Annotated in this window: 15 protein-coding genes and 1 other RNA gene; 1 reads left to right on the forward strand and 15 read right to left on the reverse strand. The window is 61.7% G+C overall.

Annotation, left to right across the window (positions count from 1 at the left end):
* Positions 1 to 2 precede the first annotated feature (2 nt).
* The 5 genes from AC1RBA_RS23955 to rnpB form a co-directional block, all read right to left on the reverse strand.
* Positions 3 to 1781: a peptidoglycan D,D-transpeptidase FtsI family protein gene (locus AC1RBA_RS23955; RefSeq protein WP_492419995.1), complete on the reverse strand. Its 1779-nt coding sequence runs from the start codon at positions 1779 to 1781 to the stop codon at positions 3 to 5.
* The gene (gene ftsL / locus AC1RBA_RS23960; protein WP_326458273.1) at positions 1781 to 2050 is read right to left on the reverse strand and encodes a cell division protein FtsL; all 270 of its coding nucleotides are present in this window, start codon (positions 2048 to 2050) and stop codon (positions 1781 to 1783) included. The genes AC1RBA_RS23955 and ftsL overlap by 1 nt, the downstream gene beginning before the upstream one ends.
* Positions 2047 to 3018: a 16S rRNA (cytosine(1402)-N(4))-methyltransferase RsmH gene (gene rsmH / locus AC1RBA_RS23965; RefSeq protein WP_070222499.1), complete on the reverse strand. Its 972-nt coding sequence runs from the start codon at positions 3016 to 3018 to the stop codon at positions 2047 to 2049. The genes ftsL and rsmH overlap by 4 nt, the downstream gene beginning before the upstream one ends.
* Positions 3019 to 3027: 9 nt before the next feature.
* Entirely contained in the window at positions 3028 to 3456 is a 429-nt protein-coding gene (gene mraZ, locus AC1RBA_RS23970; RefSeq protein WP_034748899.1) for a division/cell wall cluster transcriptional repressor MraZ, read from the reverse strand.
* A gap of 661 nt (positions 3457 to 4117) precedes the next feature.
* Positions 4118 to 4457, reverse strand: an RNA gene (rnpB, locus tag AC1RBA_RS23975) — RNase P RNA component class A.
* A gap of 240 nt (positions 4458 to 4697) precedes the next feature.
* Here rnpB and AC1RBA_RS23980 point away from each other — a divergent pair.
* Positions 4698 to 6401, forward strand: coding sequence for a thiamine pyrophosphate-binding protein (locus tag AC1RBA_RS23980; protein WP_492419996.1), 1704 nt, complete (start codon positions 4698 to 4700; stop codon positions 6399 to 6401).
* A 72-nt stretch (positions 6402 to 6473) separates the two neighbouring features.
* Here AC1RBA_RS23980 and AC1RBA_RS23985 read toward each other — a convergent pair whose 3' ends face one another.
* The 10 genes from AC1RBA_RS23985 to AC1RBA_RS24030 all read right to left on the reverse strand — a co-directional run bounded on the left by AC1RBA_RS23985 (position 6474) and on the right by AC1RBA_RS24030 (position 16144).
* Entirely contained in the window at positions 6474 to 7013 is a 540-nt protein-coding gene (locus AC1RBA_RS23985) for a hypothetical protein (protein WP_230506312.1), read from the reverse strand.
* A gap of 152 nt (positions 7014 to 7165) precedes the next feature.
* The gene (locus AC1RBA_RS23990; protein ID WP_070222502.1) at positions 7166 to 8230 is read right to left on the reverse strand and encodes a porin; all 1065 of its coding nucleotides are present in this window, start codon (positions 8228 to 8230) and stop codon (positions 7166 to 7168) included.
* Positions 8231 to 9204: 974 nt separating this feature from the next.
* Positions 9205 to 9660, reverse strand: a complete 456-nt coding sequence (locus AC1RBA_RS23995) for a nuclear transport factor 2 family protein (protein WP_492419997.1) — start codon at positions 9658 to 9660, stop codon at positions 9205 to 9207.
* On the reverse strand, positions 9657 to 10424 hold the full coding sequence (locus AC1RBA_RS24000; RefSeq protein WP_070222504.1) for an SDR family NAD(P)-dependent oxidoreductase: 768 nt from the start codon (positions 10422 to 10424) through the stop codon (positions 9657 to 9659). Before AC1RBA_RS24000 ends, AC1RBA_RS23995 begins: the two co-directional genes overlap by 4 nt.
* Entirely contained in the window at positions 10421 to 10981 is a 561-nt protein-coding gene (locus tag AC1RBA_RS24005; RefSeq protein WP_492419998.1) for a DUF3833 domain-containing protein, read from the reverse strand. The genes AC1RBA_RS24000 and AC1RBA_RS24005 overlap by 4 nt, the downstream gene beginning before the upstream one ends.
* Positions 10972 to 12252: an MFS transporter gene (locus tag AC1RBA_RS24010; protein ID WP_492419999.1), complete on the reverse strand. Its 1281-nt coding sequence runs from the start codon at positions 12250 to 12252 to the stop codon at positions 10972 to 10974. The genes AC1RBA_RS24005 and AC1RBA_RS24010 overlap by 10 nt, the downstream gene beginning before the upstream one ends.
* Complete coding sequence (locus AC1RBA_RS24015; RefSeq protein ID WP_492420000.1) at positions 12249 to 12797, reverse strand: chalcone isomerase family protein; 549 nt, start codon at positions 12795 to 12797, stop codon at positions 12249 to 12251. The genes AC1RBA_RS24010 and AC1RBA_RS24015 overlap by 4 nt, the downstream gene beginning before the upstream one ends.
* A gap of 2 nt (positions 12798 to 12799) precedes the next feature.
* The gene (locus AC1RBA_RS24020; protein WP_492420001.1) at positions 12800 to 14047 is read right to left on the reverse strand and encodes a class I SAM-dependent methyltransferase; all 1248 of its coding nucleotides are present in this window, start codon (positions 14045 to 14047) and stop codon (positions 12800 to 12802) included.
* Positions 14044 to 14841, reverse strand: a complete 798-nt coding sequence (locus AC1RBA_RS24025; protein WP_492420002.1) for a DUF1365 domain-containing protein — start codon at positions 14839 to 14841, stop codon at positions 14044 to 14046. The genes AC1RBA_RS24020 and AC1RBA_RS24025 overlap by 4 nt, the downstream gene beginning before the upstream one ends.
* Positions 14831 to 16144 (reverse strand): NAD(P)/FAD-dependent oxidoreductase, encoded by a 1314-nt coding sequence (locus AC1RBA_RS24030; RefSeq protein ID WP_070222510.1) that lies wholly within the window; start codon positions 16142 to 16144, stop codon positions 14831 to 14833. The genes AC1RBA_RS24025 and AC1RBA_RS24030 overlap by 11 nt, the downstream gene beginning before the upstream one ends.
* Between the last annotated feature and the right edge of the window lie 125 nt (positions 16145 to 16269).

Raw genomic sequence — 16269 nt, forward strand, 5'->3', positions numbered from 1 at the left:
CTTCACATGGCCTCCGGGCCGGCATTGGCCGGGACCACGATTTCGGTAACGGAGGAATCGGGCGGTACGTTCATCGCGCGCAGCGCGTTGGTCGCAATCGCCGCGAAAGCGGGAGCGGCGACCTGGCCGCCATAGTGGGCGGGGCCGGTCGGTTCATCGATCATCACGGCGATGATGAAGCGCGGCGCCGACATCGGCACCATGCCCACGAAAGAGCCGATGTATTTGCGCGGCATCGCATAGCGGCCGTTTTCCACCTTATAGGCGGTACCCGTCTTGCCGCCCACGCGGTAGCCGGCGACCTGGGCGCGCTTGGCCGAGCCGTGCGCGCCGGAGACCACCAGTTCCAGCATGGCGCGCATGTCGGCGGCCGTCTTCGGCTTGATCACCTGCTGGCCCACGGGCAGTTCATTGACCTTCTGGAACGACAGGGGAATCGTGTCGCCGTCGCGGGCGAACATCATATAAGAGCGCGCCAGCTGGATGAGCGACACGGAAATGCCGTTACCGTAGCTCATGGTCGCCTGTTCCACCGGGCGCCACGATTTATACGGACGCACGCGGCCGGCCACGGCGCCGGGGAAGCCCCATTTCGGCTGCTGGCCGAAGCCGACCTTGGTAAACATTTCCCACATTTCCTGCGACGGCATGCCCAGCGCGATCTTCGAGGTGCCGATATTCGACGACATCTCGATGATCTCGGAGACGTTGATCACGCCGTGCGGCTTGGTGTCGGTAATCGTGCGGTCGGCGATCGTGTAGCGGCCCGGGCCTGTGTCGATCAGGGTGGTCGGCTTGACCCGGCCCGTGTCGAGCGCCAGCGACACCGTGATCGGTTTCAGGGTCGAACCGGGCTCAAAAGTATCGGTCATGACGCGGTTGCGCAGCTGCTGGCCCGTGAGCTTGCGGCGGTCGTTCGGGTCGTAGCTCGGGTAATTGGCCAGGGCCAGCACTTCGCCCGTGTGCACGTCGAGCACCACGGCGCCGCCGGCCTTGGCGTTGAATTTCTCCACCGCTTCCTTCAGCTGCGTGAAGGCGATGTACTGGATCTTGCTGTCGACGGACAGGGTCAGGTCCTTGCCGTCATGCGGTTCGTGGATGAAGCCGATGTCTTCGACGATGTGGCCCAGACGGTCCTTGATCACGCGGCGGCTGCCGGTGGTGCCGACGAGGGTTTTCTGCTGCGCCAGTTCCATGCTTTCCTGGCCCACGTCTTCCACGTTGGTAAAGCCCACCACGTGGGTCATCACTTCGCCCTGTGGATAGAAGCGCTTGTATTCCTTGCGCTCGTCGATGCCGTCGATGCCCAGCTTGGAAATCTTGTCGGCCACGTCCATCTCGACCTGGCGTTTCAGGTAAACGAAGCTGCGGTCCGAATCGAGCTTCTTGCGCAATTCATTGACGTTCATTTCCAGCAGGCTGGCCAGCGCATTGATTTTTTCGGGCGACGCCTGCAGCACGTCGTCGGGAATGGCCCAGATGGCTTTCACGGGGACGGACGACGCCAGCACCTGGCCGTTGCGGTCGGTGATCTTGCCGCGCGTGGCCGGCAATTCCAGCGTGCGCTCATAGCGCGCCTTGCCCTGCTTTTGCAGGAACTGCGTCGACACGCCCTGCAGCCACAGGGCGCGCGCGCCCAGGCCGGCGAAAGCGAAGAACAGCAGGAACAGCACGACGCGCGAACGCCAGACGGGCAGACGCACCGCCAGTACGGGGTTCTTCGAGAATGGCACGCCTTTCGATGCCGCCACCCGGCCGTTGCTATTACCGCCCAACTTCATTATTCGCCCTCCGTCAGGTATTGCGTACGCGCCGCCGTCAGCGGCGTCATGCTCAGGTCGCGCCGCGCGATCGATTCGATGCGTTCATGCTTGCCCAAAGTGGACTGGTCCAGCTGCAGTTGCGCCCAGTCGATGTCGAGCTGGCGCGACAGCGCTTGCGCGCGTTCCAGGTCGATCAGCAGGTGGCGCGACTGGTACTGCGCGTTCACCAGCGACAGGCCGCAGCACACCAGCAGGGCCGACAGCAGGACACACAGCTTGCCAGTCATCGGGCGCCGCCACTAACTGGAATGGGCAAACGCTGCGCCACGCGCATGACGGCCGAACGCGAACGGGGATTGCCCTCGATCTCGGCGTCGGACGGCTTCATCTTCGAAATCAGCTTCATTTCCGGCTGCGGCAAATCCACCGCGCGGATCGGCAGGCGGCGGTCAGGCTGCTCCACGTTCGCCTTCGAGGCGAAGAAGCGCTTGACCATGCGGTCTTCGAGCGAATGAAAACTGATCACGGCCATGCGCGCGCCCGGCGCCAGGCAGGCATATGCCTGATTCAGACCGATCTCGAGATCCTCGAGCTCTTTGTTAATGAAAATGCGGATTGCCTGAAAGGTGCGGGTAGCGGGGTCCTTACCCTTCTCGCGGGTCTTGACGGCGCCTGCCACGATGCCGGCAAGCTGTCGTGTGCTTGAAATTGGCTGGACTGCCCGGCCAGCAACAATCGCCTTTGCAATCTGAAAAGCAAACCGTTCTTCCCCATAATCGCGTATCACTTTCTCTAAATTCTGCTCGGTTTCCACCGCCAGCCACTCGGCCGCGGAGACGCCGCGCGTGGTATCCATGCGCATGTCCAGCGGTCCGTCGTTGCGGAAGCTGAAACCGCGCGCCGCGTCGTCGACCTGCGGCGACGAGATGCCCAGGTCGAGCAAAATGCCGTCCACCTGCTGCACGCCGCGTTCGGCCAGGCTGGCCGTCATGGTGGCAAAGCTGTCATGGACGATCTGAAAACGGGGGTCGGCAATCTGTTCGGCCGTGGCGATGGCTTGCAAATCCTTGTCGAAGCCGATCAGGCGCGCGTCATCGGCCAGGCGCGACAAAATCAGGCGGCTATGGCCGCCGCGGCCAAACGTGCCATCGACGTAAATGCCGTGCGCGCGGTCGCCCGACAGGTCGAGCGCATCGACCGCTTCATCGAGCAGCACCGTGCGATGCTGAAATTCCGGCACCGTGAGTTGTGTCATTACGGAGCCTTAGAAAGAAAAATTGGAAAGTACATCGGGGGTGCCGGCATCGATCGCCTGCTGTTCTTTGTCGGCCAATTTGGCGGCATCCCATATTTCAAAGTGACTGCCCATGCCGATCATCATCACTTCGCGCGCCAGCCCGACGGCATTGCGCAATTCAGGCGAGATCAGCACGCGGCCCGCCGAGTCCAGCTCGACGTCGACGGCGTTGCCGAGGAAGATGCGCTGCCAGGCGCGCGCCGACATGGGCCAGGCGGCGATTTGCTGGCGGTGGCTTTCCCACACGGGACGGGGGAAAAACAGCAGGCAGCCATCGGGGTGTTTGGTCAGCGTCAGACGGCCTTCGCATTGAATCGCCAGCGCGTCACGGTGCTTGGCAGGGATAGACATCCTGCCTTTGGCATCGAGATTGATTGCGGACGCGCCTTGAAACACGGAAGACCTTTTTTTGAGCTTGGCTTGCAACGCTTGCGCATCGCGATGGAAAGGGAAAATTTCCCACAAAAACACACTTTTTCACACAGTTGCCCACTTTAGAGGAAGCAAAGATAGTGGTCAAGCGGTTTCCGATTGGCAAAACAGGAATTTTATTAATGAAATTAAGGACTTAGCGCAGATCGTTGAAGGAGTCTCAAATAAAAATATATCGATAAATTAGATACTTATGAAAGATAGTGAATGTGCTACCTCATCTGCACACATGTGTTTTCCTACCGTAAACATCGAAAAAAACGAAATCAAAAAATTGAATTTTTTACAGTTAGTTGACACATGACAATACTTTCGTCATGCAGGCACAACGGCCAGCAGCGGCAGAGAAAGACTTGGTTTAAAGCAAAAAACACTTGCCCATGGCGCATACCTGCCCTGTTTTCCGGGCCTGGCCTGACGCAGGAAAAATATTTTTGCACTGCAGCAATTAATTAGAACCAAGAAACTTTAACCAATTGTCCATCTTTAGTTGTCTATACAACTTTATCTTCGCTGCACTATTTTTAGAAACAAAAAAAGCCCCGTTGCGGGGCTTTTGCTTGGTGCGCAGCATGCAAACTGCGGTGACCAAGATACTCCCCGGCAAGCCAGAGAGCAGGAATTCAAGTGAAGCAGGCCGATAGGCCGGATTTTGTTACGGCGCCTTCCCTTGCAGGTCGGCGCTATGACAGTCATTCCTCTAGGCGCCAGATTACTCGGGCGCTCAAGCTTTCTACCCGCACGCTCCGCGAGCAGCATCATCGCGTGCCTATTTGAAATTGCACCAGGTGGAGGTTACCGCGTTTCACCGTAACTTAATACGCTCGTCTCTGTGGCCCTATTCCTCGCCTTATACCTTGCGGCTTTCGACGGACGGCCGTTAACCGTCACCCCGCTCTATGGAGTCCGGACCTTCCTCCCGCCAGCGCATTGCTGCGCCGGCCAGCGACTGTCTGGCCTGCTTCACCCGCCATTGTACCGCGCCGCAGCATGTTTCTGCAAAAAGGCCTGTGCGGGAACGACACCGTTCGCCGGGCCCCGCGTCGGGCTCCGGCCCGGGGGATTGTGTAATTCGGTGTCGCCATTTCAAAAGCCGGGCCAAATCGGCTCACATAGAATGAATGGGGCAAGCCGCCTGCATGCAGGCGCATGCACACCGCTTGCCCCATTTCTTTGCCACCCAACTAGAATATAAAGAGCCGAACATGACGCAACAACCCCGTACCGGCGGCCAGATCCTGGTCGATGCCCTGCAGATCCACGGTGTCGACACCGCTTTTGGCGTGCCTGGCGAAAGCTACCTGGACGTGCTCGACGCCCTGCACGACTCGGGCATCCGCTTCATCATCAACCGCCAGGAAGGCGGCGCCGCCTTCATGGCCGAAGCCTACGGCAAGCTGACGGGCAAGCCGGGCATCTGTTTCGTCACGCGCGGTCCGGGCGCCACCAACGCCTCGATCGGCGTGCACACGGCTTACCAGGACTCCACCCCGATGATCCTGTTCATCGGCCAGGTGGGCAACGATTTCGTCGACCGCGAAGCGTTCCAGGAAATCGACTACCGCCGCATGTACGGCCAAATGGCCAAGTGGGTGGCGCAGATCGACCGCGCCGAGCGCATCCCCGAATACCTGGCGCGCGCCTTCCAGGTCGCCACCAGCGGGCGTCCCGGCCCCGTCGTGCTGGCCCTGCCGGAAGACATGCTCATTTCCATGGCGACTGTCGCCGACACGCGCGCCTACCGGAGCGTGCAGGCGGCGCCGTCCGACGCGCAGCTGCAGCAGCTGCGCGCCATGCTGGCGGCCGCGAAGCAGCCGCTGGTGTTGCTGGGCGGCACCACCTGGACGCCGCAAGCGTGCGCCGACCTGCAGCAGTTCGTGGAAAGCAACCACCTGCCCGTCGCCTGCGCCTTCCGCTTCCAGGACTTGCTCGACAATGCACACCCGAACTACATCGGCGACGTCGGCATCGGCATCAACCCGAAACTGGCCGCGCGCGTGAAAAATGCCGACCTGGTCATCGCCATCGGCCCGCGCCTGGGCGAAATGACGACGGGCGGCTACACCCTGTTCGACTCGCCCGTGCCGCGCCAGCGCCTGGTGCACATCCATACGGACGCCGAGGAGCTGGGCAGCGTCTACCAGGCCGAGCTGATGATCAACAGCGGCATGCCGCAAGTGTGCGCCATGCTGGCCGCCATGGCCCCCGTCGATGCTGCCGCGTGGAAACATACGCCCGCGGAAGCGAAGGCCGAGCTGGCCGCCTACCAGGAGCAGCCGCCCATCTTCCGCGATGGCCAGGCGCCGCTGGACCTGTGGCAGGTGACGCAGGAAATCATGGCGCAGGTGCCGGCCGACACCATCGTGACGAACGGCGCCGGCAATTACGCCTCGTGGGCGCACCGTTTTTATCGCTACGGCGGCATGCGCACGCAGCTGGCGCCGACGAACGGCGCCATGGGCTACGGCGTGCCGTCGGGCGTGGCGGCGAAGATCGTGCATCCGGAACGCACCGTGATCACGTTCGCCGGCGATGGCGAATACATGATGAATGGCCAGGAACTGGCCACGGCCGTCCAATACCAGGCGGGCGTCGTCATCATCGTCTTCAATAACCAGATGTTCGGCACCATCCGCATGCACCAGGAACGCGATTACCCGGGCCGCGTGTCGGGCACCACCCTGCACAACCCCGATTTTGCGGCGCTGGCGCAGGCGTATGGCGCGCATGGCGAAGTGGTGAATACGACGGAAGAGTTCGCCCCTGCCCTGCAGCGGGCGCTGGCGCATGCCAGGGCGCACAACTTGCCGGCCCTGATCGAACTGCGCTACGACGGCAACCTGATCACGCCGAACGCGACACTGGCGACGATCCGCGCGAATGCGGAAAAGGCGCAGGCGGCCAAGTAAGCCCCTTGCAAGGCGAGAAATAACAAAGGCCCGGTCGATACCGGGCCTTTTTCATGTGCAAGTCACAATAACTCAAGCGGCAGGCGCCTCGGCGCTGTCTTGCGCCGGCGCCTGCGCTGGCGCTTCCGGCATCGGCGGGCATGGCGTGCAGTTTTTCAGGGGACGGCCGAAATCGCGCACGCGGCTCAGTTTCATCGGCATGCGCACGTTGCCGCCGCAGTAATCGCCTTCCAGGGTCAGGGTCTGCCCGTCTTTGGAAAACTTGCCGACGATGGTGCGTTCCTCGCTGTCGGCGCCGGCGATGGTGAAGTCGAAGGCGCCCGTGGCGGCGTCCAGGTTGACGTCGTTGGCCACGATAGGCCAGCTCAGGGCGCCTGCCGTGAATTCATAGATGACGGAATCGGCCTCGGCAAAGCGGTGCAGGGTGACGCGCTGGCCGCCGATTTCGCCGCTATCCTTTTGCAGGCACAGGTCCGAATAGACGGCCACGCCATAGCGCTCCAGTCCGGCCGGCTTCTTGCCCTTGACGGCGGCAACAGCGGCGCCCGTGGCGCCGGCGAGCAGCAGCGCGGCCAGCATGGCGGCCAGGCGCGGCGAGGTGAATGAATACATGGCATTCCTTTACTTGGGTAACGGCGCCATTATAACTGGCGCCGCCAATGCAAAAACGCGCCGCCAGGCCGAAGCCAGACAGCGCGTTTCCTTGCTTATCAGCATCCCCGAAGGGATGCTGGCAGCGGTACTAAGCTTCGCTTGCGCGAATATTAGAACGAGTGACGAACGCCAACGTTGAAGGCTTTGTCGCCCGTACCAACATTGCTGTTGTTACCAACGGTGTAGCCAGCGTTGTTTTTGTTCTTGATTTTAGCGTACGAAGCGTAGGTGCTGGTGCGCTTCGACAGAGCGTACGAGTAGCCCAGTGCCCATTGATCAGCATCAGCGTTAGCAGCGGTTTTGTCGTTCGTGCGGATGAACGAAGCCATTACGGTGCCAGCTGGGCCAACAGGTACGGTTGCGCCGACCAGGATGTTGTTGCTGTCGGTGCTGTAGCCAGCCGAAGTGTAGTTAAACGCGTTAACATTGCCGTTGTTGCGGATGGCGCTGTTTTGGCCTTTGTTTGCGCCGTATGCGATGTAAGCTTTAGCAACTGCGAAGTCGTAGTTAGCTGCAGCCAACCAGTTACGGCCGCTACCGGTTTCGGTCGTTGCGGTGTCGTTGCTGGTGTTGTTGTAAGCGATACGAGCGTTCAAAGGACCGTTCGAGTAGCCAGCCGACGCGCCGATTTTGCGGCCGATTTTGTTCGACTCAGCTTGCTCGCCGAAGGTGTAAGCCACGTCAGCGTCAAAGCCGTTGAAGTTTGGCGAGGTGTACAGCACGGTGTTGCTGGTGCGGGTGTTCGATGGGAACAGGTTCTTAGCGGAACCAGCGTAGCCAGCTGCGAATGGATCAGCAACTTTCGACAGGGTGTTGTACCAAGGGGTGTATTGACGACCCAGGGTCAGGGTACCGGTCGTTTTGCTGCTCAGACCAACGTAAGCTTGACGGTTGAACAAGCTGCCTGCAACGTCTTGTTGACCGTTGTCAACGCCGAAGCCCGATTCCAGAACGAACAGTGCCGACAGGCCGCTGCCCAGATCTTCGGTGCCTTTGAAGCCGATACGGGAAGCCGAAGCAATGCCGCTGTCCAGTTTGTTAACGTTGCCGTTAACACCGCCGCGCTCGCTGACGAAACCAGCGTCAACGGTACCGTAGATAACAACGCTCGATTGAGCTTGGGCTACGCCAGTGGCTGCTGCCAGAACTGCCAGGGTGATCAGAGTTTTTTTCATTGCGATTTCCTTTAATTTTTGAAGCAAAAAGTAATACAGCCTATGCATCTCGAGCTGCGCTCTAGCAGAGCGCTTTTTATGAGTGAGGGCAAGGTCTCCACCTGCCACATTGCTGTTCCGGTCAGAGGAACATTCATATCGGTATCGGCACGCTATTGCACCGATAAGCTTGAAGGCTGCATAACGACCGTTATTCGTGCGCCGGTTCGGTGCTCAAACGGCACCGGAAGCGGCACTATAACGACCGTTTCACATTCCATCAAGTTCCAACATGTTACTTCCGGTACCAGGCCGGGGGCTTTTTCAGGCATCCCGACCATCGCCAACCGTACTACGCGACAGAGCCAGTGCCCCTTGCCAACCAATGCATTGGCCTGATTGACCATTCCATCATAGCGCATGCCTAGTCGACACCCGTTGTATTAGTGCAACAGTATCAGGCGAGTGATTAAAACGTCAACATGCTTTACCCCTCATTTGCCCTCCAAGATTTACGCGACAAAGCGCACAATTTGTCAGGCGATAATGGATAAACGGGACGAAGCATACACGGCATCGGCAATGTTTGCTGCCGAATGCCCAAAAACGGGAATGCATGCGCCCATTTTTGGTGCGTTGCCGCATTATTCAGGGGCGTAGGCGCTATTTTCGACGTCGGCGCACGCGTCAAAAAAATAGGCAAAGTATCAACACAATTACTGACTTTCCGGTAATTTAAATTGCTCACATAGAAATGTTTTCCATGTTTTTCAGACCACGCTTCCACCATCCGATTGGAACGGATGAGTACGACTCTTGCTTGCAAATTGCGCATCACTTGAAACAATTTCTTACAATGTTGCCTTCTCAATATTTTGATATTTTTGTGTCTAAAAAACGACACTTTGACCGAAATCAAGTTTTCAGCGGCCCCATTTCACATCTTTACTTTCTCTTTTTTGCATTTTTTTCTTAAAAGCATAGAGAAACAAGCTTTAACGCTGGCTTGCGCGCCGGAGCAGGCGCATGAAAGAGCCCAGCAACGGCAGTTTTTCATACAACTCTTCCGCCGCATCCCAATAATCGCGGTGCACGAGCACCCGTCCCTGCGCATCGAAGCGCACATGTGTGGCGCCGCGTATGCATTGTTCGCCAGATACCAGTCGTTTCATGCGGAAACGAAACTCCCAGATCAGAAAGGCTTGTTGCCCCTGCCCCAGGCTTTCCAGCACGACAAACCGGGGCGCATCGACCTGCACGAACATGTGCTCGAAGATGGCCAGAATGGCGGCATGCCCCTTCACCTCGTTGAACGGGTCCTTGAAATGGGCGTCCGGCGCGTACACGGCCCCCAGCTGGGCCAGGCTTTCCAGGCTCAGGTGCTCGTAAAAGGCCACCAGACGCGTCAGCGCCTGTTCCACGCCTTCCGTGTCCCGCATGCTTGTGCTCATACGCCCGTCACCTTGCGGATCAGCCAGAAATAGGCGCGGTACGGCAACAGCCGCGCCAGGCGCAGGGTATTGGTAAAGCGTTTGGGAAAGTGGATGTGAAACTGCCCCCGCTCGATGCCGTCGAGCATGGCGGCGGCCGCGTCCTGCGCCGTCATCAGGGCCGGCATGGTGAAATCGTTGTCCGCAGTCAAAGGCGTGGCGACAAAACCGGGGTTGATTTGATATACATCAATCCCGCGTGGATGCAGGTCCAGATACAGCGACTCCGTCAGATTGATCAGCGCAGCCTTGCTGGCGCCATATGCGAGCGCCTTGGGCAAGCCGCCATAGCCGGCCACCGAGGCGACGATGCCGATGCCGCCGCTGCCCTGGCGCAACAGCCACGGCAAGGCCTGCTCCAGGCAATTGAAGACGCCGCCCACATTCAGGGCCAGCAAGCCCTGCGCCGCCTCAAGGTCGAAGCTATCGGCGCGCATGGCCTGATAACCACCAGCGACCACCAGTATCAGGTCGATATGCGTCCACTGCCGCTGCAACTCCACGCAGACGGCCCGCAGCTGCGCATGCTGGGTGATATCGAGCGGCAATGCCTGCGCCAGCGGCTGCCCCTCGCACAACTGCTCGAGGCTGGCGCGGTGACGCGCCGACAAGGCCACGCTGGCGCCCTGCTCCAGCAGCAAGGTGGCGCAGGCGGCGCCGATGCCGCTGGAAGCGCCGATGATCCACACGTGCTTGCCGGCCCAGCTGGTGATCTTGCGATTCATGGGGCCGCCTGCGGACGTTTGCTGAACGATAAAGTGACGGCGCCCAGGCTGAAGCCGAACTTGCTCATGGCGGCGCGGTTCAGCATGACCTTTTCATCCATCAGGAACATCCAATCCTCGAAGTCGACGTGATAGACCGTGCCATCGACGGGCAGCGCCAGCACGTATTGCCAGCGCAAGGCATTGCCGGCCACTTCGCCGACGGCCTCGCCGATCACGTCGGGCGCCGTGCCGATGAAGCGCCCGGGCGCCGTCTTGCGCAAGGTCCATACGCGCCGTTGGCGGCTGCCGTCCGAATACGTGAAATCCTCGTCCAGGGTACCCGTCTCGCCCGCCCAACTGGCCCGCATCACGACGGTGAAGCGTTTCACGACCATGCCGGAGCGGTCCTGGAAGATGCCGTGGGCGTCGAGCGTGCCGTTGAAGTACTGTTGCAGGTCCAGCTTGGGTGTTTCCTGCGCGTAAGTGGCGGGCGTGGGCGGCGTGGAACAGGCGGCCAGCGCCAGCAGCAAGGCGGCGGCCGTCATGCCGCGCCGGCAACATTTCATCAGGTACATGGACGATACTCCCCGGGTTCACTATATATATGTTGTAGCGGCGCGCGCCACAGCAGCAGCGCCGCCAGCAGTTTCAAGGCGCAGGGCAGCAAGGCGTAGGCGGCAGCCAGGGCCGGCAAACCGCCGCTGCTGTTGCCAGGCACATAGCCGAGCCAGGCCAGCAGGGGCAGGGCGATGCCGGCCGCCAGCGCCAGACTCATTTGCACGCCCCAGTTCCACCAGCCGAAATATGCCGCTTCGTGCCGCCCGGCATGGCCGGCCGCGCCGATCAGCCCTGCCAGCAGGGCCGGCGGCAAGGCCAGGTCGGCGCCCAGCGCCAGGCCCGACAGCAGGCAAATCGCGGCAAAGCCCCAGGCGGCGCCCGCGCCCAGGCCATACGCCCAGACAAACACGGTCGCGGCCAGCAGCATGGCGCCGCCCCAGGCGCGCGCCTCGCCAAACCGGCGCGCCAGGGCCACCCACACGGGCATCGAGGCGGCCGCCGCACAAAAGTAGACGATCAGGAACGGTCCCGCGTAATGGCCCAGGCGCAAGTAGTCTCCGGCAAAGAACAGGAACAGGGTGGCGGGGATGGCGGCCGCCACGCCATTGACGAGCAGGACGGCAAACAGCCAGCGAAACGCGCGCTGGCGAAACGGCAGCTTCCAGCCATTGCCGGGTAACGTTTCCCCGGCGCTGCGCAAGGCGGGACGCGGCGCGCGCGCCAGCAGCAGCGCACCCGCCGCCAGCAGGCAGACGGCAAAGGCCAGCGACAAGCCGTCATAGCCGAGCACGGAAGTCAGCCCGGCCGCCAGGATCACGCCCAGCAAGCCGCAGCCTTCGCGCACGGCCGCCACCCGCGCCCGCTGCGTGGACGCCTGGGTGAGCGCCGCGCCCCAGCTCTGGTGCGCGATGCCGGCCAGGCCATAGGCCGTGTAGACGAGCAGCAAGGCTGCCAGGAACCAGGCCAGGGTAACCTCTTGCGGCATCGGCGGTGGATGGAACAGCGCGCCAAAGCCCAGCAGCAGCAAGGGCAGCGCGGCGCCGACAAGCATGGCATAACTGCGCCCGCCACGCGCCATCCAGGCGCCCAGGGCCGGATCGATGAAGGCGGCGGCGATGCGCGCCGCGAGTAGCACGGCGCCGATCTGCGCCAGGTCAAGACTGCTGCGCTGCGCATAAAACGGCGCCACATAGATATAGATGGGCAGCGCCAGCATGGCCAGCGGCAAGCCGAACAGGCCGTAGCTGAACAAGGCCGGCAAGCTCAACACGCTGGCCCCGGCGTTCATGGCAGCGGCGCCGCATTCTGCAGCAAGGCCGCGCGCAGCTTGGGTGCCGTGGTCGACGGCGAGAGCCAGATGGCAAAAAACGCGCGCGCGAAATCGCCATCGCTCACGTCGGCCAGCACCTTGCCATCGAGATAAAAGCGCACGCCGGGCGCGATGCCGGCCCGGTAGACGCCCGCGATACGCTGCTCCTCTTTGACGTCAGGAAAGATGCGCTGCATGGTCGACAGCCACGCCAGGCGCTGCTCCGGCGTGCCGGCGCCGATTTTCTGCATCTGTTCATAACTGGCTTCGGCGATCTTCTTGCCATCGAGCGAACGTGCGTAGCGCAATTCCAGCGCAAACGGCGCCGTTTCGGACGCCGCGCCCTGGTAGCCCTGCGGTCCCACCCACAGTTGTGCCCGATAAATACGCATGCCGAACCACGTGTATTCGCCCTCCCCCGCCAGCCGGGCCTCGGGCACGTCGGCAGCGACAAAGGCAGGCGGCGCGGCCGCGGCACCCAACATGGTCAATGACAGCACAACAGTGGCAAGCAAACGGCGCATGGTCAGTCCTTCACCAGAGTAAATTGCATTACATCCGTGTTGTGCGCCTGGAAGGCGGCCTCGCAATACGCGAGGTAAAACTCCCAGGTCAGCAGGAAACGGCCATCGAAACCCTGCTTTTCCAGCGCCGTGCGCTGGGCCAGGAAGCTGGCGCGCCACTGGCGCAGGGTTTGCGCATAATCGAGGCCAAAGCGGAAGGCGTCTTCCACGCGCAAGCCCTGCGCCTCGGCGGCGCGGCGGAACTCGGCCGGCGACGGCAGCATGCCGCCCGGAAAAATATACTGTTGAATGAAATCCGTGCTTTTGCTGTAGCGCTCGAACAAGTCGTCGGCGATGACGATGGTCTGGATGCAGGCGCGGCCGCCCCGCTTCAGGTTGCGCGCCACGCAGGCGAAATAGCCGGGCCAGTAGCTTTGCCCCACGGCTTCGAACATTTCGATCGAGGCGATGGCGTCGTACTGGCCGGCGCTGTCGCGGTAATCACACAGCTGGAGGTCGGCCTGCGCCGCCAGCCCCGCGTCCTGCAGGCGCCGGCGCGCATACGCCAGCTGTTCGGTCGACAAGGTCAGGCCCGTCACATGGGCGCCGTAGCTGCGCGCCGCCGTTTCCGCAAAACCGCCCCAGCCGCAGCCGATTTCCAGCACCTTGGCGCCTGGCTGCAGTTGAAGCTGATCGGCGATGCGCCGGTATTTCGCCCCTTGCGCCTGCTCCAGGCTGGCGCCTTCGGCGAACAGCGCACTCGAATACGTCATCGACGGATCCAGCCACAACTGATAAAAGGCGTTGCCGATGTCGTAATGGGCGTGGATATTCTTCTTGCTGCCGGCGCGCGAATTGCGGTTGAGCAAATGCCGCAGCTTGTAGACCAGGTTGCCCCACCAGTTGCCATAGATCAAGGACTCGATCTGCGCGCGGTTGCGTATCATCAGCTCGATCAAGCCCGGCAAATTGTCCGTGCGCCAGTCGCCGGCGATAAACGTTTCCGCAAAGCCGATATCGCCCGAGCGCAACACGGCGGAACACAGGCGCCAGTTGTGCAAGTCCAGGGTGACGGGGTGGCTGCCGTCGCCGTACAGCAAGATGCTGCCATCCGGCGTGCGCAGACGCAGGGCGCCATATTGTAATTTTTGCAGCAGGCGCACGATCATGCGCCCGGAAGCGGGCATATCCAGGTGCGTGTGGTCGGGCAAGTGCGCGGGACACGCGCTGCTGCGCGCATGCAGGCCGGTCGGCAGGGAGTCGGAGCTCATCGGGACACCTTTTCTTGTGGAGGGTGGGGTTTGCTGAAAAACGGCACGCGGCGCAGCCACAGGCGCAAGGCTTGCCAATGGATGCGCGCCATCACGCCAAACGTCATCAGCGGGTAGCGCAGCAGAGCCCAGGCGATGGCGCCATCGCGCAGCGGCCGCGCCGTACCGGACAAGCTCGTCTGCAAAACAGGACCGTCAAGGTCGTCGTAATCGACCCGGGCCAGGTGGCGCTCGCCATCCTTTTCAGTGTTGCGCAGGAAACGGAAGCGGTAATGCCCTTCCACCTTGCAAAATGGCGACACGTGGAAAATTTTTCTGGCCTGCAATTCGCTGCCATAAGCGATGGGCCCGCCCTGTTCGAGCAGGTACAGGTGGCGCTCGCCGAAGGTATTGCGCACGTCGCAGACCACGGCGCGCAAGGCGCCATCCGGACGGTGGCAAAACCAGAAGCTGACGGGATTGAACACATAGCCGAACATGCGCGGCATGGTTTGCAGCCAGATTTCGCCGCCCGCGTCGAGCACGCCTTGCTGGCGCAGCAAGCCATCGATCCACTCCAGCAGCGGCGTCGTGCCATCGCCATGGTCGCTGTCGCGGAAGGACAGCACATTGGCGCCGTTGCGCGAGATCAAGCGGGCAGGAAAATCGTGCGCGTCCAGGCTGCGCAAGGGCAGGCGCAGATAAAACATGCCGTAACTGAAAGCATGCGCGCGCGGACGCAGCCGCGCATGCCGCACCCGCCCCAGACACAGCTGGGGCTGCGGCGGCACGGACGGCGATGAATTACGCGGCATGGCCGAGCTCCGCCGCCGCCATGCCATTGAGTATTTGCGCCACGGCCAGGCCCGACTTCAAACCGTCTTCATGGAAACCATAGCCCGTCCAGGCGCCCGCGAACCACGTGTGCTGCGCGCCCTGGAAACCGGCCAGGCGCGCCTGGGCCGCAATGGCCGCGCCATCGAACACGGGGTGGGCATACGAAAACGCGTCGATGACCTTGGCCGGGTCCGGCTCGTCGAGCGGATTGAGCGAGACGATGACGGGCGTCGTAAACGGCAGCGGCTGCAGCTGGTTCAGCAAATAGTGCACGCATACCTGCGGCGATTCGCCCTCCTGCGCGGCCGGCCGGCCCTGGTAATTCCAGGCCGACCAGGCGCGGCGGCGCTGCGGCAGGCAAGACGCATCCGTATGCAGCACGGCCCGGTTTGGCTGGTAGCGCACGGCTTCAAGCACGGAGCGCTCGTCGTCACGGATGTCCGCCAGCAGGGCCAGCGACTGGTCGCTGTGGCAAGCGAGTACCACGTGATCGGCATGCTCGACGCCGGCCGCCGTATGCAGCTCGACCATGCGTGCGCCGTTGTGCCCCTGGCGGCGCACGGCCAGCACGGGACACGCCAGGCGCTGCTGCGCAATGCCTGCCAGCAGTTTTTCCACGTACACGCGCGCACCGCCGCGCACCGTACGCCATTGCGGCCGGTTGCTCACCTGCAGCAAGCCGTGGTTGTGGCAAAAACGGATGAAGGTGGCCAAGGGAAAGGCCAGCATCTGGCGCGCCGGGCACGACCAGATGCAGGCGGCCATCGGCAACAGATACCAGTGACGGAACTCGTCGCCATAATTGTGCAGATCAAGGAACTCGCCGAGCGACATGGCCGGCGCCGGCACGCTGGCCATGGCCAGGGCGCTGGCCTGGCGGTTGAAGCGCACGATATCGCGCAGCATGCGCAGGAAGGCGGGGCGCAACAGATTGCTGCGCTGCGTGAACACGGTATCGAAATTGGCGCCCGCCCATTCCAGCACGCGGGCATCGGACGAGGTGCCCAGCGGCATCTTCACGGAAAACGACATGTCGCTGTCGGCCGCCTCGACACCGAGTTCGTCAAACAGTTGCACCAGGTTCGGATAGGTGGCGTGGTTAAACACGAGGAAACCCGTGTCGACGCCATGCGTGACGCCATCGAGCGTGACATCGACCGTATGGCTGTGGCCGCCAAAATAGTCGCCCGCCTCGTACAAGGTCACGTCCTGGCCCGCCTGCGCCAGGCGATAGGCACACGACAAACCTGCAATTCCTGCTCCGACGACGGCAATTTTCATGAGTACACCTGTATTAAGTTTGTCCTGGACAAAACGAGCCTCATGGATAATCGATGAAATATTGATTTATGTCAATGAGCGCCCTCGGCCGTTCCACAACTTATACGTCGGCAATTTCCAATCGG

The organism is Janthinobacterium sp. GW823-FHT03B06 (assembly GCF_058796955.1).

Excerpts from the sequence above, each read along its gene's own strand:
- AC1RBA_RS24025 (WP_492420002.1), bottom strand. The coding sequence starts at position 14,841 with ATGCCGCGTAATTCATCGCCGTCCGTGCCGCCGCAGCCCCAGCTGTGT.
- rsmH (WP_070222499.1), bottom strand. The coding sequence starts at position 3,018 with ATGACACAACTCACGGTGCCGGAATTTCAGCATCGCACGGTGCTGCTC.
- AC1RBA_RS23980 (WP_492419996.1), top strand. The coding sequence starts at position 4,698 with ATGACGCAACAACCCCGTACCGGCGGCCAGATCCTGGTCGATGCCCTG.
- AC1RBA_RS24010 (WP_492419999.1), bottom strand. The coding sequence starts at position 12,252 with ATGAACGCCGGGGCCAGCGTGTTGAGCTTGCCGGCCTTGTTCAGCTAC.
- AC1RBA_RS24005 (WP_492419998.1), bottom strand. The coding sequence starts at position 10,981 with ATGTACCTGATGAAATGTTGCCGGCGCGGCATGACGGCCGCCGCCTTG.
- AC1RBA_RS24000 (WP_070222504.1), bottom strand. The coding sequence starts at position 10,424 with ATGAATCGCAAGATCACCAGCTGGGCCGGCAAGCACGTGTGGATCATC.
- AC1RBA_RS23985 (WP_230506312.1), bottom strand. The coding sequence starts at position 7,013 with ATGTATTCATTCACCTCGCCGCGCCTGGCCGCCATGCTGGCCGCGCTG.
- AC1RBA_RS24030 (WP_070222510.1), bottom strand. The coding sequence starts at position 16,144 with ATGAAAATTGCCGTCGTCGGAGCAGGAATTGCAGGTTTGTCGTGTGCC.
- ftsL (WP_326458273.1), bottom strand. The coding sequence starts at position 2,050 with ATGACTGGCAAGCTGTGTGTCCTGCTGTCGGCCCTGCTGGTGTGCTGC.
- AC1RBA_RS23955 (WP_492419995.1), bottom strand. The coding sequence starts at position 1,781 with ATGAAGTTGGGCGGTAATAGCAACGGCCGGGTGGCGGCATCGAAAGGC.
- AC1RBA_RS23990 (WP_070222502.1), bottom strand. The coding sequence starts at position 8,230 with ATGAAAAAAACTCTGATCACCCTGGCAGTTCTGGCAGCAGCCACTGGC.
- AC1RBA_RS24020 (WP_492420001.1), bottom strand. The coding sequence starts at position 14,047 with ATGAGCTCCGACTCCCTGCCGACCGGCCTGCATGCGCGCAGCAGCGCG.
- AC1RBA_RS23995 (WP_492419997.1), bottom strand. The coding sequence starts at position 9,660 with ATGAGCACAAGCATGCGGGACACGGAAGGCGTGGAACAGGCGCTGACG.
- AC1RBA_RS24015 (WP_492420000.1), bottom strand. The coding sequence starts at position 12,797 with ATGCGCCGTTTGCTTGCCACTGTTGTGCTGTCATTGACCATGTTGGGT.